Below are 23,126 nucleotides of genomic sequence, written 5' to 3'. Positions count from 1 at the left end.
TCTTTTGTCTGGATATTCGAACCAATATATTTCTATATAAAATTCAAAATGGTTCCGGGTGCATCGCACCAGGAACCATTTTGTCTACAGTCTGAGATGGGAACCCAAAGGTTCCCATCTCAATATCCGACTCACTGCCTGTGTTTTTATACCTCTCAGTATCTCTTTGTCCTGATCAGATCCTCAGCTTTACTGCCTGATTCGTATATGCCGACTGGAAAACCGCCTCCATCAGCCGCATAACTCTCATAACCTCCTCATGCTTGATCAGGGATTCCTCCTCGCCCCGGATCGCCTTAAATACATTGCGGTAGAACTCCCGCACATCGCTATGGACCACTGGAAGAGGGTATTCTTTTACGGTTTCGCTGGTACGCGGCGCCATGGTCTTTGTAAGCCCCGCCGCTGTAACAACAGGAACCGCATCCCGCTTTTCCCAATCGGAGACCATTACAATCTTTCCGTCAACTTTCCAGTTGTCAATGACAGCGCTTCCATTTTCTCCCAGAATATACCATCGCGGCAGAGAGATAAAGTTGCTGGTCCCCACTTCCACATGAACACACAGCCCTTCCTCCTCTCCCTCTTTCGGCGCAAAACGGAGCAGGATCTTAAATCCGTCATCCACCGCTTCATTCGTTACATAGGTGAGCTGCGCAAAAACAGATTCTATGGGTTCGCGGATCATCATAAGTATCTGGTCAAGCAGATGCACGCCCCAGTCAAGCACCATACCCCCGCCATGTTCCTTCGTATTTCTCCAATCTCCCGGAATGCCGCGGGAACCTTGCACCCGGGATTCGATAGAAAACACCCGCCCCAGCGTACCATTTTCATAAATCTTTTTCAGTGTAAGATAATCCTCATCCCAACGGCGGTTCTGGTGTACCGTAAAAAGCATTCCGGTTTCTTCAGATACATCAAATATCTCCTGCAGTTCTACGGACGAAAGCGCCACCGGCTTTTCGCACACCACATTTTTCCCCGCGCGCATTGCGGCGATGGCCAGATCTTTATGGCAGTCATTCGGCACAGCCAGGGTCACCACTTCCACACCGGGATCAGCAAAAAGCTCCCCAAGCGTATCATATGCATGGAGCCCTTCCTGCTGTGCAGCTTTTCTGCGCAAAGGAAGGATATCATAAATACCGCAGATTTCCCCTTCCTCCATGGTGGACAATTTTTTTACATGCCATCCGCCCATGCCCCCATAGCCCACGATCGCAACACCTGTTTTTACAGTATCCATATGAATTCCTCTTCTAACGATAAATTTTGTTTGGTCTTATGCCCACCACATCTCGGAGACATCCTCAAACGTAATGCACTGTTTGAGGAATTCCACCGCCTTGGATAATCCCTCGTTCTGGCTCATCAGGCTGTCCTCGTGCTCAATACTGATCGCATAGTCATACCCTGCCATTCTCAGCGCGGAAATGATATCTTTCCAATACAGGAGATCATGGCCATACCCAACACTGCGGAATATCCAGGAGCGATGGATCTCATCGGAATAGTGTTTGGTATCCAGTACCCCGTTCACAGCCGTGTTGATGGCATCGATCCTGGTATCTTTTGCATGGAAATGGAAAATTGAATCGCCCAACGCCCGGATTGCCGCCACCGGATCAACTCCCTGCCATACCAAATGACTGGGGTCAAAGTTTGCTCCCAGTTCAGGGCCTACCGCCTCACGGATTTTCAGCATTGTTTCCACATTATAGACGCAGAAGCCTGGATGCATCTCAAAAGCAATCTTGTCAACGCCATGATCCTTTGCAAAAGGCACTAACTTCCGCCAGTATGGGATCAGCTTTTCTTCCCACTGCCACTTTAACATTTCTGAAAAATCGTCCGGCCACGGGCATGTTACCCAGTTTGGATATTTTGCTCCGTCCTGGTCTCCCGGGCACCCGGAAAATGTATTGATCTGATGGATGCCCAGCCGTTCCGCCATCAGGATACCGTTGCGGATCGCCCTATCATACATGTCTGCAACTTCCTGCTGCGGATGTACGGGATTGCCGTGACAGCTTAATGCGCTGATCTCCATATTGTATTTCTTGATCGTGTCCCGGAAAGCATTCATGGCCGTTTCATCATGCAGCAGAACTTCCGGATTGCAGTGTGCATTCCCCGGGGTCCCGCCGCAGCCCAGCTCTATCATCTGGATCCCCAGAGAACTGAAATATTGTAACGCTTCCTCTAAGGAAAGATGATTGAGTAAACATGTAAATACACCTAACTTCATGTGATTCCCCTCCTTGCCTTTGCCATTCCAATGTTCTTACACCGGGATATTCAACGTATGTCCAGACTGTGCAGCAGCTCTAAGCTGGCCCTTGCCTGTTCTGCACTGTTTTCACTGTCGTCATTTTCATAAATGAACCAGTCGTCTATACCGATCCGGCGCGCCGCCTGCAGGATCTTCTCCAGGGGCACCAAGCCGCGTCCAAGGGCACATGCCTTACCGCCGCGGGGCGTATCCTTTTTTAAATTTCCATCTTTGACATGCAAGAAACGGATCGTCTCCCCACGGTCACATATGTACTTAACCACATCCGTCCCTGCAACCCAGGCCCAGAAAACATCCAGCTCCATGAGAAGCCCCTTTTCTGCGATCAGGTCTACGGGGCGTACACCTTCCACCGGCACAAACTCATGGTTATGATTGTGGTATAAAAAGGCAAAACCCGCATCCTCCACTTTTTTCCGGATCTCATCCAGCATCTCTACGGTCTTTTGCATATCGCTCCAGTCCGCCGCATTGGGGCAGATAATGTACTGGACGCCCAGTTCTTTGTGATACGCCAGCACCTCATCCAGATGCTCCCATAAAAGCGGGAATTTCACGTGAGAAGATATAGGGGTAAGGTTCCACTTCTGCAGATGTTCCTTCACCTTTTGCGCCGGTATGTCAAAGAACCCAGCAAATTCCACCCCGTCCCATCCCATCTCTCCGGCCACATCAATGGCCCTGAGCAGATCCTTTTCCGCGATATCCCGCATAGACCACAACTGAACAGCAAATTTACTCATCATATCCTCCTCGTCTTTTATCTTCTCCGAAGTATCTCATCAGATATCCTTCGGAAGCTCGATCTCCACTTCCCGGCCCGCCTTTGCTGATCGTGTAATGCCGTCCAAAATTGCCTGATTCAGCAGGATCTGATCGGAAGGCACCGGTGCCCCGCCTCCGTTTCGGACCGCATTTGCAAACGAACGCACCTTCTTATAGAACAGCCCGCGTGCATTTTTTATCTCTGTCTCAATGGGGATCTCTGTCTCCACTCTTTTGCCTGCAACATCCTTATACAGTTTCATTGGACCGCCCACTGTTCCGTTCCAGCACTCGGTAGACGGGATGCGCAGAGCACCCTCCGTACCGAAAATAATCGTATCTCCCGGCGTATCCACATGCATGGCCCATGCAATGCGGAAATCAATGATAATACCGCCTTCCAGGCGGATAAATGCCGCCGCAAAATCATCCACATCAAATCTGGCCGCATCCTTAGGAGTATTGTAGTTCGGATTCGCGCCAAAATAGGATGAAGTATATCCTGAAACCGTCAAAGGCTTTGGATAGTCGATGGCGTTAAGCACCATGTCCAGCGAATAGCAGCCGATATCGCCAAGGGCGCCGATGCCCGCTGTCTTTTTCTCAATAAAGGTACTGTTGGGAATACCGCGGCGGCGTCCGCCTCCGGTCTGGATGTAATACACCTTTCCAAGCTCCCCTGACTGAACGATTCTGCGGATCATCTGCATATTGGCATCCATACGGGGCTGGAATCCAATGGAAAGCAGCTTGCCGGACGCTTTCTCTGCCCTGACTACCTGAACCGCTTCGTCCAGTGTTACTGTCATGGGCTTCTCAAGGATCACGTTGATCCCTGCGTTCAATGCATCAATCGCACATACAGCATGCTGGGTATTATAGGTGCAGACGCAGACTGCATCCAGATCCTTCTCCGTTTCCAGCATCGCCCTGTGATCCCCGTATAAATGAACGCCTTCCATACCAAATTTCTCAAAGAATCTCTCCGCTTTTCCAGGAATCACTTCTGCCGCTGCTGTGATTTCAATATCCGGGCATTTCTGGATCGATTCAATATAAGCTTCTGCAATCCATCCCGTGCCTATAATACCAAATTTCAGTACCTTTGCCTTACTGTAATCCGTCTCTTCCTGTGTATCCGGCGTAAACTTTGATAATACCTGATCAGACATATATTCTCTCCTCCTATAAATTCCATTTATCGATTAACCTTTTACTGCACCGATCGCAATGCCTTTCACAAAATAGCGCTGGAAAAACGGATAGATTGCCAGGACAGGAAGCGCGCCTGCCACTGCTATGGCCATCTTATAGCTGGTAGACGGCAAAACCGCTGTCGGATCCGCGGAAAATTCCATCATTGCCTGCGCGTCTTTCAGCATTCGGTTCAGCAGTACCTGGACACTGTAATATTCCGGCTTCGTGACATAATACAGTCCATTGACCCAGTCATTCCAATATTTCAGTCCTACCAAAAGCGTCAGCGTTGCCATGATCGGCCGGGACATCGGCAGTACCACCTGGGTTAAAATGCGAAATTCTCCGGCGCCGTCAATCCTGGCGGCTTCCACAACTGCATCCGGGATATTGGATGAAAAATAGGTCCGCGTCATCATAATATAAAAAGCACTCATCAAAAGATTCGGCAATATCAATGCCAAATATGTATTTTTTATATGGAACACCTGTGTCCACATGATGTACGCGGGAACCACGCCTCCGTTAAACAGCATGGTGAAATAAACAAAGAACCCCAGTTTATTTCGGTGCGGCAGATCCTTTCTGGATAAGGGCCACGCCATCAGCACGGTCAGCATCAAATTACATACCGTACCTATGACTGTCACGCCGACAGTGATGGCATATCCCCGGATAATGGACCCGGATCGTGTAAACATATATTTATAAGCATATAAGCTCCATTTTTCAGGAAAAAATGAGTATCCATTTCGTATCAGCGTGTTTTCATCTGTTAAGGATGATACGATCAATAACAGAAAAGGAAGTACACAGCACGCACACAGCAGAATCATAAACACATTGGCAGCGGTCTGGAATACCCGGTCTTTTTTTACCATATCGCAATTCCTCTTTTCTAAAATAAGGCATCTTCTTTACTGATCTTCCGAACGATCAGATTCGCTGTCAGCACAAACAAAAATCCAACAACCGACTGATAGAATCCTGCAGCGGAAGACATTCCAATATTAGAGAGCTGCATAAGTCCCCGGTATACATATGTATCAATGGTATTCGTGACATCATACAGCGGTCCTGAATTCATAGGGACTTGATAGAATAATCCAAAGTCCGAATAGAATATCTTTCCCACGCGGAGCAATGTTAAAGTAATGATCGTAGATTTTAATCCCGGCAGTGTAACACAAAGGATCTGCTTCCATCTTCCCGCACCGTCTATGGCGGCCGCCTCATACAGAGTGGGATCCAGACCAACTACCGTGGAATAATAAATAATGGTGCTGTACCCGATATCCTGCCAAAAATGAACGATAACAAGGATAAACGGCCAATATTTTTTTGTCGAATACCATCGGACGCCTTCTATGCCAAGGGGTTTCAAAATGCTGTTATTGATAAATCCCGCGTCTGTAGCCAAAAACGCATACACCAGGTAGCTGACTACAACGATTGAGATCAAATAGGGGATAAGAACAATGGTCTGATATGCTTTCTTAGCCATTTTCGATCTGATCTCACTTAAAACAATGGCCACTGTAATGCCTAAAACTGGTCCTAACAGCAGGAACACTCCGTTATATAACAGGGTATTTCTGGTAATGACAAAGGCATCTGTGGAACGAAAGAGGAATTCAAAGTTAGAAAATCCTACCCACGGGCTTTTAAGGATCCCTACCCGATAATCCACCTGTTTAAACGCCAAGGTGATACCTGCCATTGGAAGATAATTATTAATGACCAGATACAGTATTCCAGGGAGCATCATCACGTAAAGCGGCATATACCGGCCATATTTTCTCCGTAAGTCCGAAAACACCGCTGTTTCCCTTTTTGTTTTTGCACCTGCTTCCATATATTTTCTCCTATAGCAGGAGCAGCGTTTGATCCGCCACTCCTGACCTTGTCCCTATGATCACTGATCACGCCCCGCAGCCCACTCGTCTAACTGACGTTGTTTTTCTGCGATGATCCTGTCAATACCGTTTGCCTCCAGTTCTGTATTCATCTCCGGGATCGCCACAGAAGGATCCATGGAACCGCAGAGCAGGCCATTCCAATACTTATTCTTGACATTCATACAGGCAGTCACTTCATTCAGGACATTGCTGTTATCATATACAAAGCCCTTTGCCGGTGAAGCATGGGCCGTGCGGTTGAATTCATCCATCTGATCCCAGATATCAACCGGATCGCCATCCCACGGGATCGTGATCTGCTGATTCGGCTGTACATAAGTAACACGGCCGTAACCTACGTTTGCAGATGTCTTTCCGTCCGGATATTTGATATTTGTTTTATTCTCATCTGTATAAACCCAGTGCTCGTTCTCCACACCGTTGCACATGATGTTTGCTAATTCCGGATTGGTATAGAGCATGTTCAATAACTGCATTGCTTTTTCAGGATGCTTGGAGGAATACGGGATTGCCCATCCGTATGTAGTGGAAACCGCATCCGTCATTGTAAAGGGCTCCATAAAGCTTAAGGAAACAACTTCCTTTCCAATCTGCACACTGCGCTCATTCTCATAGCCGGGTTTCCTGGTATTAATGCGGGCAAATGCCTTTCCGGCTGCCATCAGGCTGTTGGCCGTATCCGTATTGGAAGCACCGTCCGGCATGATCAGCCCCTCCTGGGCCCAATCCCACATCTGCTGGCAGAGATTTATAAATAAGTCAGATGTAAACAGGTTTTCAACAACCAGGTCATCATTGTAAATGTCAACAATGACGCCAAAGTTATCACCCAGCTCATCGTTTCCAAGATGGTTGTGCAAACTTCCGCCGGCTTCTGTGACCAACGGATACATATCCGGATATGCTTCCTTGACACGTACCAGATAGTCGTGGATCTCGTCCAGCGTTGCGTTGGTTCCATATGGGATATCCAGTTCATCACAGATTGCCTTATCCATCAGGATGCACATCTGGAACGCTTTGTCCTTATTGGACGGCACTACCATGATCTCCCCATCGATATAGCAGCACTCCCAGTCACTCTCACTGATCGCTTCGTAGGTCTCTTTGCCGTACTCCTGCAGCAGCTGTGTCAGAGGACGGATCGTTCCGTTGCTAGTCAATGTTATGGTGTTTAACTGACGCAGGTTTACAAGGTCTACCTCCTCGCCGGAGGATAAGATCAGGTTCAGCTGATCGTTGAATGTGCCGTGGCTGATCCTGGTCAGTTCTACCTTGGCGTTGATGGCCGGGACCGTAACGGCATTCATGGCCTCCTGCACTTTTTTAAGCTCTGCTGAATCTGCATCTCCCTGAAATACAAGCTTCAGCGTGACTGTGTCTTCTGTTGTTTCCCCTGCAGAAGATGATGTGTCTGTCTGTGATGATGTATTTCCCGAGCAGGCTGTCAATGCCGCTGTCATCAAACATACCGCTAGAAATAGTTTGAGTTTTCGCATACCTTTTTGTTCTCCCTTCCTTTTATCAGATCTGAATGTGACTTTATTATAAATTATCAGTTCTTATCTTTCTATAATTTATGAATTTCTTACTATCACTTTTCAAACAAAAAGCAGCCGTCCTATACAAACAAACGGCTGCCTTTATCACAAATCACTCTATTCCTATTACTTTTTAATCCTTCAGTCTCTCCTCTGACGGTGTTTTTCCCTTTACCTGCTTATAAATCTTGGAAAAATACGCAAAATTACTGTAGCCGACCTTGGAGGATACAATATTGACCGGCAGATTTGTGGTCGTGAGAAGAGTATGTGCCAAATTCAGTTTTTCCTGGATGATATATTCTTTGATGGAAATTCCGGTCTCATTCTTAAATTTCTTATTGAGGTAATTGGGGCTTAAGTGTACATATTCTGCCAATTCCGAGACCTTTAACTCCTGCTCTATATTATCATGTATATACGAAATCGCTTTCTCCACTTCATTTCCCCCGCCATCCGCACATTCGCTCAGCTTTCCCACAATATATCTCACAAACTGCTTCATATCCATAATCGACCGGTCCGCCTGGTGAAATAATTCCGCTCCCGGGCTATCGCTCAGGCTCTTTCGTACAGACTCCCATTCTTTCAATGAATAGCATACCATCAAAAATTCCTGGTAAAATTCCTCCAATGTTTGTTTTGACAGCTGCCCCTTCTCGGCCAGGTCGTCCAAATATTTTTCAGTACTTTCCATCACGGATACATATAGCTTATCATCAAAGAGCGTCCTTAAAGTACTGCTGTATGTCACATGCGTGATCTGCCGGACCTTTTTTTCATTTGCATCAGAAAAAAAGATGCCGTCCTTCATGGAAACATTATATTCTCTCCTGTTCATAAGTTCCTTTACAGCCAAACCGGCATATTCCAGCTTCTGGCACAACTTCACATAACACGCCAAACGCGGGCCGAAATATTGTTTGCTTACATTACAAAAAATAGTCAGCAATCGCTCCACCCCGCCCTGATCGATCTGATAATCCTTCATCGGACTGATAACTAACGCAATATTACGTTCATCTAAAACAGCCAGATATATCTGCTGTTCATAGGGGGCAAACAGTTCTGTGAGGATGTTGCCAAAGGCGTACTGCACCAGATATAATTCATCCAGCTTATCATCCTCTGCATCCACGATATTGATCAATGCCAGATATGCGCTCCTGGATAAGGAAGGGACCACTCCCAGCTTTTCAAATTCATGATAATTATTCGTATCATAGCCCAGCAAAAAATCCCTGAGCATCCCGCCTTCTATGGCGCTCTTGGACTTGCTCACCGCACGCCCGATATCGCTGTGTCCCCTCTCTTCATGCCGCTCTTTTATCTTTATAATGGCCCGCTCCACGGCGCTCTGTATCTCTTCATAAGGCGCAGGCTGGATAATATAGTCACAGCTATCCAGGCGCACTGCCTCCTGTGCGTATTGGAACTCTGCATGCGCCGTCAAAAATATACACTCTGTCTGCAAATTTTTACTCCGTATCCAATGCAAAAAGGACAGGCCGTTTTCAACCGGCATCTCAATGTCGCACAGCAGCACATCCACCGGTTGTATTTCCATGATCGCTCTCGCCTCTGCCACATGATAGGTTGGTATCACCTTTTCAAACCCCAGTTTTTCCCAGTCAACACCTGACATGATCCCCCTGACCACATTGGTCTGGTCATCTAATATCATCAGCGTCATGTTCTTCCCCCTCTTTCCGCACGCATACGGGTATAAATAATTCGATGACCGCGCCGTCTTTTCCTGAGACAACCAGTCCCGCTTCATCTTCATACAGATAATGCAGTCTCTGAATAACGTTATAAATGCCAATATGCCCTTCATTGGGCTCGTAGTCACAAAAAGAATTGATCCTGTCCATCAGGTCCTTTGAAAACCCATGGCCATTATCTGCGATCACAATATTCAGGATCTGTTTTTCTTCAAATGCCAGCACCTTTGTGCGTATTGAGATCAGTAGATTTCTATCATCCCTGATCCCGTATTTGATGGAATTTTCCACAAAGGTGAGGATGCTGATGGGTGGAATCAGACAGCAGCGATGTTCCGGTGCAATATTTTCCTGATACCCGATGCTGTATGCGGAACTGAGCTGATAGATTGCCAAAAAGCTCCGCACGTGCTCCATCTCCTTGCCCAGCGGGATATTGGAGACCTGATCCTGCATCATGGACCGCAGATATTTGGAAAGCTCCAGAATCGTTTCCTGGGTCTCCTTATATTTCTTTTCCTGTACCATCCCATATAAGTTTTTCAGACAGTTGAGATAAAAGTGAGGCCTTATCTGACGCTGGAGATACTGCAGATGGATCTGACGCTCTGCAAGTTCTTTTTCATAATAGCTGGTCTTCCACATATGGATCTGATCCATCATATCATTAAAAGACTCCGCCACATAGTTAAATTCCGCATTATGGTAGTCTTCGTCTATCTTCGCTTCCATATTTCCATGGGAAATTTTGTGGATCGTTTCCAGGAGTACGGACATGGGGCGTATAAAGGTGCGGTGAAGGAGATAATAGGCCAGCGGGATCAGCAGTGCGGTTGAAAGCGCCAGGAAAAAGAGCAGGATCTGGGTTCTGTTTAAGGTGTAGAGCATCCCGTTATATGGGATCAGCAGTGCCGCGATCAGATCGGTTTTTTCCAGTTGGGACTCCACAACCAGATACCTGTTCTTTTCACCTGCAATATAAGATCTCTCATCTCTGTCCTTACCCAATGCGATCCGTTCCCTGGCCACCATATCTCTCTGTGTCATGGGCATACCGTCCTTATAAAAGACAATCTGTCCGTTTTCAATATAGGCATTACCGCTTTTCTGCAATTTTATGTTATCCAGATCGATCATGCAGATCGTATACGCTCCGCCTGCCCGAAATATCCGGCACAGAAACTCTTCCTCATCAAAGCGCTCCGTAAACCAGTCTGGGTCATACCGGCCATTATCTGTAACTTCCGTGATCCACTGTTTGATCTGTTCCTTTGTCTCTAACCCATATCCATCCTGATGATACGCAGCCCGGTATATATGATTATCCTTACTGACAAGATACAGGGCTCCAATGGAGGAATGTTCCGAGAACCACCCATTATACTGCTGCATGACCTCATAAGCGGAAAGATACGCTTTGAGATCATCCACCTGATACCGCAGGGAAGCAAAATCCACATTGCCGGTGACCAGATTCAGCATCCTCTTTTCAATGACGGACAGATCGTCTTCTATATTCATACAGTATAGCTGCAAGGTCTCCCTGTTGGAATCCGTGATCTTTTCATTCATGGCCCGGATCATAAAAAAGTTATAGAATATCAAATACGCCACCAACGGGATCAAAATCCCCATCAGTATCATTGCCAGCTTAAATTTAATAGAGCCCTGCCAATGCCGCTTCATATACTTGCCCCCGATTCCAATATGTACTATCATACTACTCATCACCGGCATATGTCAAAAGATATCCGCTGATCCAGACCTGATCCAGATCTTAAGCATGAAACCACGCTGCCGTCTCTTTGCAGATAAAAAGACGCTTATCTGCGGCAGCAACCGTCTATGATCTCCACACCTGCGGCTTTCAGATCCCTGTCGATCCACTCACGGTTCCAGGAACCTGCTGCCGCTTCTTCCTGGGAATGCATATCCGCCACATAATACTTCTGCGCCGCTTCCAGTACTGCCTCTGCATCTCCTAACGGAACGACCACTACGCCGTCCATATCTCCAACAATGATATCCCCCGGATAGATAAAGCAGCTGCCGCAGGAAATGGGGACATTGATCTCTCCCGGCGCACTTTTATGCGGTCCTCCCGGTGTCGTGCCGGTTGCATATACAGGAAGTTCCATTTTAGAAATCCCCTTGATATCGCGGATAGGCGCATCAAAGACCAGGCCTCCCAGCTTTTTAAAGGTGGCGTTTGCCGCAATATTTTCACCTGCAACGGAATTTGTGTCACAAAAACTGGTAGCCATTACAATGACATCCCCTTCTTGCGCCATATCCAAGGCTTTATGGAAAAACAGGTTATCCCCTCCCCGGCTCTGAACAGTCAACGCAGGTCCGCACATGTTTTTAACAGGTTTGGACATGAGGCGGATCGAGCAGTGCAGTGCACAGTTACGGCCCATACAGTCCCCGATCACAGCTGCCGGAATTTTACGGAATGCCTGGATCAGCTCCTTGGACGGAAGATCTCTCTTCAAATAAACACGATTTCCCACTGACATAATAAATTACCTCCTAGAATTTTTGAGTAAACCTTATTGTATGCGTTCCAGCTTCGGCAGCCGGTAACTGGAAAATTGGCCCAGATACAGATTTCCATCGCCATCCCCGCCTATGCTGTGCGCCTTGAATATGGACGCACAATAGCCAAGCTGTGCGCTCAGCTGAACTCCCATATCGTAAACAGAAATGCGGCCATCCATCTCCGCTATATACGTATATGTTCCATCGTTCCATAGGCCTGCCGGATACAGCAGACCGTCTATGATATGGAGCAGTTCTCCCTTGGGGTCAAATATCTGCACGCGGTCATTGTCCCGGTCTGCGGTCCAGACCCGTCCCATGCGGTCTGCACACACCCCATGGGGGATGTTAAACTCTCCCTCTCCATTTCCAGGACCACCCCAGGAACTGATCAGCTCCCCCTGATGATCAAATCTGTGGACCGCGGCGTTCCCATATCCGTCTGATATGTATATGTCTCCCTCGGCCCCTTCTGTAATGCCGGTGGGCATATTAAACGGCCCGGCCATGCGCCGGATCGTCAGATACCGCAGATGACTGTCTATGGTGGTGTCTACACCGGTATCTGAACCCAGTCCCCACATTCCCAAAGTGAGCATGACCTGGTCTTCCTGATCAAATTTATATACCACATGACAAGTATCATCTGTAAGCCAGATATGGTCTTCTTTATCAATATAGATCCCATGCGGCCTTCCTTTTTGAATCCCTTTCCCATAATATCCCAGGAACGTTCCGTCCGGAGCAAATTTAGCAATGCCCGGGCATCCCGGTGCACGCACGGCCGCGTATACATTATTATGAGAATCGCAGGCCACGCCCGCTACCGTACACCCCTGCAGTTCCATTGGAAATTTTGCCCAGTCCCAATAATAGCGGTAGCGGAACTGACCGCACTGCAGAACACACTCACAGTTAATCTGATTACCGTGCTCCGCCTTTGAACGCACATCCTTAAACATATGCAAATGCTTAACCATCCTTTTAGCCCCCTATTGCCTCTCCAGCTTGACCAGATTATAATTACCCCAAAGCTGTCCTAAAAATAAATTTCCATTGTGGTCCACTGCCATGCTGTGCGGAATGATCGAACTCAGCCAATATCCGATCTGTGCAGTTAATTGCAGGTCATAATTATAAATGGAAATGCGCCCTTCCCGCTCCGCTATATAAATATAGTGGTCATCCGCCGTGACATCTGTGGGATACAGAAGGTTGTCAATGACCTTGATCAGATGTCCCTCTCCGTCAAATACCTGTACACGGTCAAATTCTCTGTCCGCAATCCATACTCTGCCAAGACGGTCGGCCCAAACGCTGTGCACAATGCCAAACTTTCCCGGTTCCGTTCCCAATCCTCCCCAGGAGTTCAGAAGCTTTCCCTCCTGCGAAAAGTGGTGGACCGCCGTATTGGCATATCCGTCCGATGCATACAGATCTCCATTAGGCGCCCTGACGATCCTTGTAGGTTGGTTAAACGGTTCACCAAGTCTTTTTTCTGTATAAAAGATAAGTCTGGTATCTCTTACCGTATCATTGACCCCTGTATCAGAAGGACACCCATATTTGCCCAGCATCCTCAAAAGCCTTCCGTCCTGATCCCATTCATATGCCACATGGCGGTCGCGGTCTGTCAGCCAGATGTGAAATTCCTCATCAATATAAATACCATGGGGGGAACCTGTCTCCACCTCCTGTCCGATGTATCTGACCCACTCTCCTCCAGGAGAAAAAACAGCGACCGGATAGCCCGGCGCCCGGGTTGCTATGTACACATATCCGTCCTTATCACAGCAGACTCCGCAGATTTCAAAGCCTTTGATCTCAGGCGGCAGCTTTGCCCAGTCCCATAGGAACCTGTAGGAAAATCCCCCGCTGCCGTAAATCTCTTCTGATGCAAAAGAGTTCTCTCTCCTAGACATCTCTTTTGCCCTAATCTGGATTGGATGTTTATTTTCGCCTTTCATCCTAATCTCCTCCTCCACATCCAGTGTACTCCCGGAGTCTCCAAGAGTATACTCTACTAATAGGCGGCCACACTCCGGCCGTACATAAACCGAATAACCATCTTATAAATCCACCATTTCTTTATTTTATCGCTAAATTTATCATTTTTCGATTAGTTAACCGGTTCACTATCATGACTATACACTGGCCATTTTCATATGTCAACTGATTTTTATGTTTTTTCGTATACCCATTGCGGTTTACAGCTTTAAACGATATACTGAATGAAATGCGATCTGTTGGTCAGTGAATCAGTTCACTTGTTTCGATTGAAGTTAAAGTTAAGGCAGGATTAAAAATGATAAATAAAAAAATAACGATTACAGAACTTTCAAAGCTGGTGGGTGTCTCCAAAGCAACCATCTCCCATTATCTGAACGGGAATTATAAAACCATGTCAGAATCCACCCGTCTGCGTATTGAGGCTGCCATTCAGGAGACAGATTACCAGCCTAGTTATCATGCCCGCAATCTAAAAAATAAAAAAAGCAAGACCATTGCCATCATTTTTTCTCATCTCAATGGTGCAGATATCTCGGTCTACCTGCAGGGAATCTATGACGAATGCCGGCGCGCCGACTGCACGACCGTTTTATACAACACCTACAATGATCCGCAGACTGAACGTAAATACCTCCAGGCCTGCTGGTCACAGCAAGTCGATGGCATCATATGGAGAGCATGTTCTTCTGACAATTTTGGACTGGCTCATAAGCTCTGCCAGCAGGGAACCCCCATTGTGCTCATGGACCGCTGCAGCGATTCCTGGGAGTATGACTCTGTCTATATTGATCAGCGCAGTATTGTCAATGATGCGTTGGAACACATGTGGATGAGCGGGTATCAAACAATACATTTTTTCTCCACCCCCTATACGGAGTTGGATTCCAAACGCGACCGCTTGGATGCCTTTGCCGCCTTTGTAAACAGGCGCCTCCATGATGATCCGCAAACGTATCTGCATATCATTGATGAACAACATTTAGATGATCTGAGTCAGATCCTATATGACATTCATTCTGATCCGGGTAACCGGAAAGGAATCTTTATAGGAGGCGGTTCCCGGCTGATATGGAAGACCCTCTATGAACTGCGCGCCCAATCCATCAACATGCCCCAGGATATGGGATTATGTGTCGTTGATTCTTATTGGGAATGGTGCAAGCTCATCTCCCCCGGCATTACCGCCATCTATCAGCCTTGCCATGAGCTGGGCCTGGCGGCATCTCAGATTCTTCTCCAGCGGATCGATGCTCCCGACAGTTCTGAAAAAAAGCGTCAGATCCTTCAGGCCCGGCTGACGATCAATAAGTCGACCAGTTACTTGGAACCCTACTAAAGAACCCTACGAAAGAGCCTTACTAGAAATCTCGCCGCTCATCCAGGTGTCATATCCTGCAAGAAACATTTTCGTTCCCATGGTAACATATGCCTTGAAGCATTACGTATTACAAACCATTATTATTGAAAGTAAAAAGGAGCAATCACACATGGACATGCAGAACAGAAAATGCGTTATGGTAATGGATCAGGACCTTCCCCTTGGCATCATTGCAAATACAGCGGGGATCATGGGCATTACATTGGGAAAATATATGCCGGAAACAGTGGGACCTGATGTCCTGGATAAAAGCGGGTACGAACATCTTGGGATCATTGAATTTCCCGTACCTATCCTGAAAGCGGACAGGGACCGGATCCGCACGATCCGGGAGCAGCTTTATGAACCGGATTTTTCTGATTTAATGGTGGTGGATTTTTCCGATGTGGCCCAGAGCTGTAAGACCTATGACGAATTTATCCGCAAGGCTTCCCTTGCAGAGGAAAAGGAATTCCAGTATCTGGGTATTGGAATCTGCGGAAGCAAGAAACTGGTAAACAAACTGACCGGCAATCTTCCCCTGCTGAGATGACAAATCCAGCGTGGCATGATACTATATTTTTATTATAATCAACGCCAGGGAGGTACGCACAGTGGAATTTTTAAAAGCAGGACCGGAGGATACAGGGGAGATTTTTCGCATCATGAACCTTGCCTATTCCCTTCTGGAACACAAGGATTGGTATTGCATTGATACCGAAGAGTATGTGAGGGAACACATAGAGGATCCCGCCAAGGGCATTGTCTTTAAGGCAGTGGAGGACGGACAGGTGGGCGCATTTTTTATTATTCATTATCCCGGTCTTACGGATACCAGCCTGGGGCACTATATGGACCTGGATGAAAAGGAACTCCTGAACGTGGCTTACATGGATTCCCTGGCCGTGCTGCCCCGGTTTCGGGGCCGCCGCCTTCAGTATGGCCTGATGGCCCACGGCGAGACTTACCTGTCCGCCACCTCCTTCTGCCATCTCATGGGGACTGTTCACCCGGACAACACCTACAGTCTTAACAATTTCCTGAACCTGGGCTATAAGGTTGTAACCACCACGCAGAAGTACGGCTCCCTTCCCCGCAGCATCATGTACAAACGGATCATCCCCTCAGTGGACAAGGGCACACACGCCCTTGCCCACTGAGGGTAACGGTTTCCAAATATTAATTTCCCTTTCCAGGAATGATACATCCCCTATTCCGATATACTTAACTAAACACTTCTGAAATGGAAACCGATCAGAATGAAAAACAAACTCAGAAGACTCCCTATGAAAAAACTGCTGCGGACCACCCTGCTATTTGTCCTGGCATTCTGCGCCGGACGTCTCACCGCCCAGGTGGTGGAGTACAACAGGGGGCTCCAGACCGCAAACTATGCCAATACCCCGGAGGCGGAGGCGGCATCGGCCGATGGGAACTGGGGCTTAAGCTTTCCGGTTGAGGGCCAGACGCCTGTGGGAAATGCCACTGCAGATTACCTGAAGCAGTTTAATTCATACTATTGCCAGAATACCCAGGATAAGGTGATCTACCTCACCTTTGATGCGGGTTATGAAAACGGCAACACTGCCACGATCCTGGATGCGTTAAAAAAGCACAATGTACCCGCCACCTTTTTCCTGGTGGGCAACTATTTGGAAACCAGCCCGGATCTGGTAAAGCGCATGGTAGCGGAAGGCCACACCGTGGGAAACCACACCTTCCACCACCCGGATATGTCTAAGATCTCCACCAAGGAGAGCTTTGAAAAAGAGTTAAATGACCTGGAAACCCTGTTCCAGCAGACCACAGGCCAGCCCATGAAAAAATACTACCGCCCGCCCCAGGGCAAGTACAGTGAGAGCAACCTGAAAATGGCAAACGACATGGGATACAGGACATTTTTCTGGAGTCTTGCCTATGTTGACTGGTATGAAGATAAGCAGCCCTCCAAGGAGGAAGCATTTAAAAAGCTGTTAGGACGCATTCACCCCGGCGCTGTTGTCCTTTTGCACAGTACTTCCAAGACCAACGCCCAGATCCTGGATGAACTTCTGACCAAATGGGAGAAAATGGGTTACCGCTTCGGTTCCCTGGATGACCTGGTGGCGGCCCAATAGTATTACCTTTGCGCCTCAGGCGCAGATTTCCCAGATATTTCCGCATTCAAACTGATTACAATAAACACTCTCCAAAAAAGAGCCGCCAGAGGAAGGATCTTCTCTTCCTTTGACGGCCCGTTTTTGGTCCCTACATCATCTTTTCCTTCCACTCGCCTTCCTTAAACCCGGTGAGTACAAAATCATCCGCCACCACCAGAGGGCGTTTGACCAGCATTCCATCGGTTGCCAGAAGTGCCAGCTGCTCTTCCTCGCTCATCTGGGGAAGTTTGTCCTTAAGCGCCATTTCCTTATAAAGATTGCCGCTTGTATTAAAGAACTTCTTCAGTGGCAGCCCGCTCTTCTCATACCATGCTTTCAGCTCAGCCTCACTTGGATGCTCTTCCTTGATGGGGCGCTCCTGGTATTGGATCCCGTTGGCATCCAGCCATTTTAACGCCTTCTGGCATGTACTGCATTTCTTATAGCATAATACGGTCATATTCATGATCTCATGTTCCTTTCTTGCATTTACTTTTATTTTTATTATTTTCCCGTAAGGGTGATCTCCTTTTTTGCCCCCGCAAAGCAGCCTGTCCCCTCATCATAGGCCACCGAGGCTTCCGAGGAAAAGGTCTTCACATTATAGCGGATCTTTTCCCCTTCAGCTTCCTTCTCACCGGCTCCATCCCTGACATCTCTGCCATCCTTACCATCTTTGCCGCTTTTGCCGCCTATAAAAGTGCTCTTAAACTCCCTGATTCCTGTGGACTGAGGGGTGATCTGCACATCCTTATGGATCCGGAGATCCGGAGACGCCGGTTCCGGCTTTGCCGTGATCACCGCCCCTGAATTTCCACTGACCTTCAGCTGTCCCAGACCTTCATCCACAGCCAGTGATGCGGCCCGTATTCCGATCCCATCCTCAGCCTCAGCCCGGATCACGCTCTCCTTTCCGGCCAGCTCCAGATCCGCTGCGTCAATGCCGGTCTGTCCCGCGCTGATCTCCAGGCTGCCGTTTCCCCGGATGACCAGGGTTCCGGAGTCCGCCAATATCCCCACCCCCTCAGAGTGTATCCAGTTTCCGCTGCCTTCCCTCAGTTCCATGATCAGATCCCCGGAAATGCAGACAGCCGCCCGTGCTTCCCCCTCCTCCGCTTCCTCGATCACTGCATTATCCAGTGTCAGCGTGTATATGTCCCTGGAATTTCTCAGCTTCCATCCATTTCCCTCTACCATCTTCCCTCTCTGGGGCAGTTTAACCTCCCCGTCCCGTCCAATGGATAGAGCGGTCAGGGGAACCTGCTCCCTGGACTGGGTAAGTCCGAACCTGGATGCCAGGAACATGCCTGCGCTTGACACAGTGGTACAAAATACAACCACAAGGCCGATAAACAGTATAGCCCGCGCCGTCCTCCCAAAAAACTCCTTAGGCAGATTTTTCATTGTTTCCTCCTGTTACAGTTTTGTGTACTCTCGGAGTCTCCTGGTACTCAGATTTGCGAGATGATTTTTTGTCAGCTGTGCATAAATTTATGAGGCGTACACGGTGTGTACGTTGAATAAATTTGTGTGCGGCTGGCGGGAAATCAGCCGTAAAGATGGGTGCCTGGGAGACTCCGGGAGTTGATATTTTGTATATTTTATCATAAATCCCTGCATTTTACTATCACTTGTAATATCATAGGAATCAGCAAAAAATAAGGAGGCATTGTTCATGATCAATCTTCTCTGTTTTGGGGATTCCAATACCTTCGGCACCAATCCCAAGGGAGGCCGCCATGCCTGGAATACCCGGTGGCCCGGACGCCTGCAGGTCCTGTCAGGTCCCGAATACTATGTCATCCAGGAGGGAATGGGCTCACGCACCACGGCGTGGGATGGAACGCCTTTGCTGCATGATGCAGCATATGGACTACGGCCCGGGATACAAGATCCCCCAGGTCCTGATCGTTTCACCGGTCTATATCGGCGAGGACATGGTCCACTGCCCATATGCCAGCTTTGGCCTCACGGCTCCGGCCAAATCCCGCAGCCTTTCCCCACTGTATGAGGAGGTTGCCAAAGTTCAGGGCTGTATGTTCTTAGATGCGTCCACTGTAACGCCCAGATGGATGCATATAGGTGGAATCAATCACCCCAAAATGATCAGGGACAGGGGGCCGGGAACCACTGCCCATACGGCGGCATTTCCCATGCTCCTGTCCCTTTTATGATATAAACCATTCCTGAAGCCTAATATGCCTTCTCCATCTCTGTGATCCTTTGGTACAGTTCCCGGTTCACCGGCACATCCAGTCCGTGCTTTTCTGCTTTCCGGATCACTGTGCCTGCAAAAAACTCCACCTCGGACCGCCTGTGCGCCAGACCATCCTGACGCATGGAGGGCATTCCCTCCGGATTCAGGGTATCCACCAGGTCCACATAGCTTTGCAGATCCTCTCCTGTCACCTGTATGTTCTCCTTTTCCGCCAGGGCCACTACCTCTGCCATTGCATCCATCATCATATGCCGCTCTTTGCCCGGCTTCTGCACGGTCCCATAGGTTCCCTCAGCCACCATAACAGCCTGGTTCACCCCCACGTTAAGCATCCATTTACACCAGAGACGGCGCAGAATATCGGCTTCCCTTGTGTAGGGCAGCCCTGTCTCATCAAACAGGTCTGTGACCTTTTTCAAAAGGGGCTCCTTTTCCGCCTCGGACTCAGGTATGCCGATGCAGATCTCTCCCATATGGGAGTATGTAAGCCGGTTTCCCAGCTTCACCGCATCCATGCCCTGGGCCACGCAGTACAGCATATGCTCCCTCCCAAGGATGTGGCCAATAACTTCCTCGCTGCTGATGCCGTTGAGCACGGACAGTATGATCGTATCCTTCCCCACCTGGTTTTTAACAGCCCGGGCCGCTGCCTCCAATGCCGTGGCCTTAACGGCAAATAGTATCAGCTGCGCCGCTCCCCTGGAATCCGGCACCGCCCCGTCCTGAACCTGAAACTTCCATTCCCTGTCATTACAGTATACCGGATGATCCTTATAATTCTTCACCCTGTCACTGTCAGCCAGGAACGTCACCTGCTCCTGCCCCAGGGTCCCTGCAAAAAAATCCCCGTATAAAATACCCAGGGCTCCCATTCCCACAATGGATACCCGCCTGATCCTGTCCATATAAATCAATCCTCCATCCTTTAATAGAAGCGTGCGGTCTCGTCCAGACCCTTCCTGCCAGGCCCTGCCGGGTCAATATCCCTGTATCCCACGGCAATGACAGACACCACCTCCTGGTCCTGGCCTATGTCCAGAAGCTCCCTCAGGGCATCCGCGTCACGTATTCCCATGATCAGGGTATCCAGTCCCAGATCCTTTGCCTTCAGTATCAGATGGCTGTCGTGGAGGCCCAGGTCATAGCAGCCCCATCCATTGCCCACTTCATTGACCGGGTTCCCCTGGTTGTCATGGCCGGAATGGTTTTTTACAAATGCAGTGACGATCAGCACAGGGGCATCCTTGCAGTTTTTCTGATTAAATTCCGGAAGGCAGGATGCCTTTACCTTGCCTAACATCTCTTTGGACATGACCACATAATATCTGGCTGTCTGAGAATTTTTCCAGGACGGTGCCTGGACAGCGGCCTGCAGCATCTCCTTCACCAGGGCCGGGTCCACCGCGGCCCCTTCCCTGAATTTGCGTATACTTCTTCTCTCTTTTAATATCATATCCAGATCCATTTATCCATCCTCCTTGTTTTGATCCATGCCCGCCCCAACAGGGTGCGGCCCTCAGAAGCAGCGTTCCAATGCTGAACATCAAACAGCTGCAATGGCTGCGGCTGCTTCCAGCCGCCGGTAAAACTGGGGATAAAAATCTTCCCCTGCCTTGTAAGGCGTGACATAAAACTGGTTCAGCACATACATGTTCACGGCTTTTATAGTTTCCTGGTTTCCACTTTCCTTCAGCCGCTCTCCCAGGTCCTTGAGGAAATAATGCCAGTCCGCCACAAACCGTTCATAGGACTTGAAGTCCGGTGTATCCACCCACTTGCGTACCTTGACCTTGGTCCGGTTCTCCCTGGGACATTCGTGGATCTGCAGAAAATACCGGAAGGAACGGTCCTCGTATACCCTTCCCAGTGGAAACAGCCTGCAAAAGCCGGGACGGTACGGATGGATGCTGCACCTGCCATGTCCGTCCAGAAAACTGCACCTCTCCCCGCTTCCAGTCATCTTCAGGTTGGGGAGAATAACATGATCCACCACATTCAGCTCAATATGGCCCGCCATCAACTGGTTAAAATCCATGCACAGCCCTTCCTCCATACGCTTTATGTCATAGGGATCCAAAAGAATGGAACTTCCCATGCCTTGGCAGCAGGCCGAACATCCCTCACAGTCACCGCAGTCTGCTTTTACCAGATCATTGCCCTCATATCGTTTTCCGTCTGATATCTCTTCCAGACTGACATTGCGCTCCATAACAAAATCCTCTCGCTTCATTTAATTTACCGGTATGATGATACCTGTACAGCCATGTATGCTGTAAGTATACCATTCTTTTCCATCCCGGCGCAACTGTGGTTTTTCGATTCTTTTTCCCGGTTCACCGGGGGGCTCTGTTTTTCATGACCATCAGTGTGACCGCGGATCCTGCCGCCACCGCCGTCCAGATTCCCATGACCCATACCGGCAGCGTGATACCCAGCATACGGTTTATGGGCAGCACAAGGAGGGATAGCAGGCACACCTGGTTAAACTGTTTTGCGGTTTCATACCCCTTCCCCTTACCCCGCTCCACCTCCTTTAACATGCTTCCGCTGTCTGGCAGGATCCGGTTTAGATCCGGCACATCCCATCTGGCTCTTCTGGCCGTGACGGCCCGCAGGATCAGTGCCGGAAAGGGTGAAATCCCTATGACCGCCGTCCATACGGTGAGTATCCCCTTGGGCACATGTAACCCCAAAATGCTGTTGATGGGAAACATGATCATGGATACAATACACACAAAACAGAACAGGAATGCCAGATCCCTGATCCTGCACCATTTATCAATTCTGTCTTTCTTCATAAAAGAACCTCCTGTCATCTTCATTTCCCTGAACCTGAGATCCAGGAATCCCGGGTCCAGTGTATCAAACTTCCATTCCCGGTCCCTGATTTCGCCGCACAGTTCCCGTACCAGGACCAGGGCTGCCGCCTCCTGCTCAATCTCCCTAACCCTCTGGTCCTTAGAATAAAGAATTCTGCCCGCAGGATTCTCCGCCTGCGGCGGGCCGCTTCAGCGGCATCTTCCCTTCCGCCGCAGTGCGACCCCCGGAGAACGTTTTTGGTATCACCGGGGATCCCAGATGAATTTCTTATGAAATAAAAAAGAGGGACAGCCCGTTTCCGGCCATTGTCCCTCCTGCCATATTCCTTTTCTAAGCTCCCAGCTGACCGCTCTCCGGTTCCCTTGCGGGAAGGCAGTAGCGGTAACTCCTGGTGAGCACACCGATCTCCTCCAGAGTCCCTACCATCCGGTACACGGTTGCCAGTCCGATGGATGGGTCCTTCTTGATCGCTTCATAGTATATCTCCTTGCAGCAGTTCCATGTACCATCCAGAATAATTTCCAGAAGTATCTCCCGCTGTTTCGTTACCCGTCTGCCGCTTTTCTGAAGTTCATGGATGACCTGTTCCTTCTGCCACAT

The 23,126-nt window shown here is 48.7% G+C and carries 24 protein-coding genes; 5 read left to right on the top strand and 19 right to left on the bottom strand.

Going from position 1 to position 23,126, the window contains the following annotated elements; translation table 11 throughout:
* Positions 1-175 precede the first annotated feature (175 nt).
* From ABID13_RS25005 to ABID13_RS24950, 12 genes are all read right to left on the bottom strand, one after another.
* A complete protein-coding gene (locus ABID13_RS25005; protein WP_048929750.1) occupies positions 176-1,249 on the bottom strand; it encodes a Gfo/Idh/MocA family protein in 1,074 nt (357 codons plus the stop codon).
* 36 nt (positions 1,250-1,285) lie between these two features.
* A complete protein-coding gene (locus tag ABID13_RS25000; protein WP_048929749.1) occupies positions 1,286-2,251 on the bottom strand; it encodes a sugar phosphate isomerase/epimerase family protein in 966 nt (321 codons plus the stop codon).
* A gap of 50 nt (positions 2,252-2,301) precedes the next feature.
* Positions 2,302-3,042: a sugar phosphate isomerase/epimerase family protein gene (locus ABID13_RS24995; RefSeq protein WP_082173856.1), complete on the bottom strand. Its 741-nt coding sequence runs from the start codon at positions 3,040-3,042 to the stop codon at positions 2,302-2,304.
* 36 nt (positions 3,043-3,078) lie between these two features.
* Positions 3,079-4,233 carry a Gfo/Idh/MocA family protein gene (locus ABID13_RS24990; protein ID WP_048929747.1) on the bottom strand — a complete coding sequence of 385 codons (1,155 nt, stop codon included), beginning with the start codon at positions 4,231-4,233 and terminating at the stop codon, positions 3,079-3,081.
* Positions 4,234-4,266: 33 nt separating this feature from the next.
* On the bottom strand, positions 4,267-5,139 hold the full coding sequence (locus ABID13_RS24985) for a carbohydrate ABC transporter permease (protein ID WP_048929746.1): 873 nt from the start codon (positions 5,137-5,139) through the stop codon (positions 4,267-4,269).
* Positions 5,140-5,156: 17 nt separating this feature from the next.
* A complete protein-coding gene (locus ABID13_RS24980) occupies positions 5,157-6,113 on the bottom strand; it encodes an ABC transporter permease (RefSeq protein WP_048929745.1) in 957 nt (318 codons plus the stop codon).
* Between the two features lie 60 nt (positions 6,114-6,173).
* Positions 6,174-7,676, bottom strand: a complete 1,503-nt coding sequence (locus ABID13_RS24975) for an ABC transporter substrate-binding protein (RefSeq protein ID WP_082173854.1) — start codon at positions 7,674-7,676, stop codon at positions 6,174-6,176.
* A gap of 175 nt (positions 7,677-7,851) precedes the next feature.
* Entirely contained in the window at positions 7,852-9,411 is a 1,560-nt protein-coding gene (locus tag ABID13_RS24970) for a response regulator transcription factor (protein ID WP_048929743.1), read from the bottom strand.
* Positions 9,389-11,161: a sensor histidine kinase gene (locus ABID13_RS24965; protein ID WP_197092176.1), complete on the bottom strand. Its 1,773-nt coding sequence runs from the start codon at positions 11,159-11,161 to the stop codon at positions 9,389-9,391. The genes ABID13_RS24970 and ABID13_RS24965 overlap by 23 nt, the downstream gene beginning before the upstream one ends.
* 104 nt (positions 11,162-11,265) lie before the next feature.
* The gene (locus ABID13_RS24960) at positions 11,266-11,961 is read right to left on the bottom strand and encodes an RraA family protein (protein ID WP_048929741.1); all 696 of its coding nucleotides are present in this window, start codon (positions 11,959-11,961) and stop codon (positions 11,266-11,268) included.
* A gap of 33 nt (positions 11,962-11,994) precedes the next feature.
* Positions 11,995-12,963: an NHL repeat-containing protein gene (locus ABID13_RS24955; protein WP_048929740.1), complete on the bottom strand. Its 969-nt coding sequence runs from the start codon at positions 12,961-12,963 to the stop codon at positions 11,995-11,997.
* Positions 12,964-12,975: 12 nt separating this feature from the next.
* Positions 12,976-13,950 (bottom strand): NHL repeat-containing protein, encoded by a 975-nt coding sequence (locus tag ABID13_RS24950; protein ID WP_048929739.1) that lies wholly within the window; start codon positions 13,948-13,950, stop codon positions 12,976-12,978.
* A gap of 338 nt (positions 13,951-14,288) precedes the next feature.
* Between ABID13_RS24950 and ABID13_RS24945 the strand changes: the two genes are divergently transcribed.
* The 4 genes from ABID13_RS24945 (at position 14,289) to pdaA (ending at position 17,467) form a co-directional block, all read left to right on the top strand.
* Positions 14,289-15,329, top strand: a complete 1,041-nt coding sequence (locus tag ABID13_RS24945; RefSeq protein WP_048929738.1) for a LacI family DNA-binding transcriptional regulator — start codon at positions 14,289-14,291, stop codon at positions 15,327-15,329.
* Positions 15,330-15,480: 151 nt separating this feature from the next.
* Positions 15,481-15,903, top strand: a complete 423-nt coding sequence (locus tag ABID13_RS24940) for a DUF2000 domain-containing protein (protein ID WP_007860938.1) — start codon at positions 15,481-15,483, stop codon at positions 15,901-15,903.
* Positions 15,904-15,964: 61 nt separating this feature from the next.
* Positions 15,965-16,510: a GNAT family N-acetyltransferase gene (locus ABID13_RS24935; RefSeq protein ID WP_007860946.1), complete on the top strand. Its 546-nt coding sequence runs from the start codon at positions 15,965-15,967 to the stop codon at positions 16,508-16,510.
* A gap of 99 nt (positions 16,511-16,609) precedes the next feature.
* A complete protein-coding gene (gene pdaA / locus ABID13_RS24930; RefSeq protein ID WP_048929737.1) occupies positions 16,610-17,467 on the top strand; it encodes a delta-lactam-biosynthetic de-N-acetylase in 858 nt (285 codons plus the stop codon).
* 130 nt (positions 17,468-17,597) lie between these two features.
* Here the strand turns inward: pdaA and ABID13_RS24925 are convergent, their stop codons facing one another.
* Both ABID13_RS24925 and ABID13_RS24920 read right to left on the bottom strand, forming a co-directional pair.
* On the bottom strand, positions 17,598-17,954 hold the full coding sequence (locus ABID13_RS24925) for an arsenate reductase family protein (RefSeq protein WP_007860948.1): 357 nt from the start codon (positions 17,952-17,954) through the stop codon (positions 17,598-17,600).
* 38 nt (positions 17,955-17,992) lie between these two features.
* Positions 17,993-18,892, bottom strand: a complete 900-nt coding sequence (locus ABID13_RS24920; RefSeq protein ID WP_007860949.1) for a hypothetical protein — start codon at positions 18,890-18,892, stop codon at positions 17,993-17,995.
* Between the two features lie 335 nt (positions 18,893-19,227).
* Between ABID13_RS24920 and ABID13_RS24915 the strand changes: the two genes are divergently transcribed.
* On the top strand, positions 19,228-19,662 hold the full coding sequence (locus ABID13_RS24915; protein ID WP_197092175.1) for an SGNH/GDSL hydrolase family protein: 435 nt from the start codon (positions 19,228-19,230) through the stop codon (positions 19,660-19,662).
* A gap of 19 nt (positions 19,663-19,681) precedes the next feature.
* Here ABID13_RS24915 and ABID13_RS24910 read toward each other — a convergent pair whose 3' ends face one another.
* The 5 genes from ABID13_RS24910 to ABID13_RS24890 all read right to left on the bottom strand — a co-directional run bounded on the left by ABID13_RS24910 (position 19,682) and on the right by ABID13_RS24890 (position 23,126).
* Positions 19,682-20,611 carry a ketopantoate reductase family protein gene (locus ABID13_RS24910; RefSeq protein WP_048929736.1) on the bottom strand — a complete coding sequence of 310 codons (930 nt, stop codon included), beginning with the start codon at positions 20,609-20,611 and terminating at the stop codon, positions 19,682-19,684.
* A 20-nt stretch (positions 20,612-20,631) separates the two neighbouring features.
* Complete coding sequence (locus ABID13_RS24905) at positions 20,632-21,171, bottom strand: nitroreductase family protein (protein ID WP_045092818.1); 540 nt, start codon at positions 21,169-21,171, stop codon at positions 20,632-20,634.
* Positions 21,172-21,249: 78 nt separating this feature from the next.
* Positions 21,250-21,915, bottom strand: a complete 666-nt coding sequence (locus tag ABID13_RS24900) for a YkgJ family cysteine cluster protein (protein ID WP_045092817.1) — start codon at positions 21,913-21,915, stop codon at positions 21,250-21,252.
* A gap of 124 nt (positions 21,916-22,039) precedes the next feature.
* Positions 22,040-22,504 (bottom strand): hypothetical protein, encoded by a 465-nt coding sequence (locus ABID13_RS24895; RefSeq protein WP_007860963.1) that lies wholly within the window; start codon positions 22,502-22,504, stop codon positions 22,040-22,042.
* A gap of 352 nt (positions 22,505-22,856) precedes the next feature.
* Entirely contained in the window at positions 22,857-23,126 is a 270-nt protein-coding gene (locus ABID13_RS24890; protein WP_007860964.1) for a Fur family transcriptional regulator, read from the bottom strand.

The organism is Enterocloster citroniae, assembly GCF_040545455.1.
GTDB classification, from domain to species: Bacteria; Bacillota; Clostridia; order Lachnospirales; family Lachnospiraceae; genus Enterocloster; species Enterocloster citroniae.
This window is presented reverse-complemented; position numbering and strand designations above follow the sequence as displayed.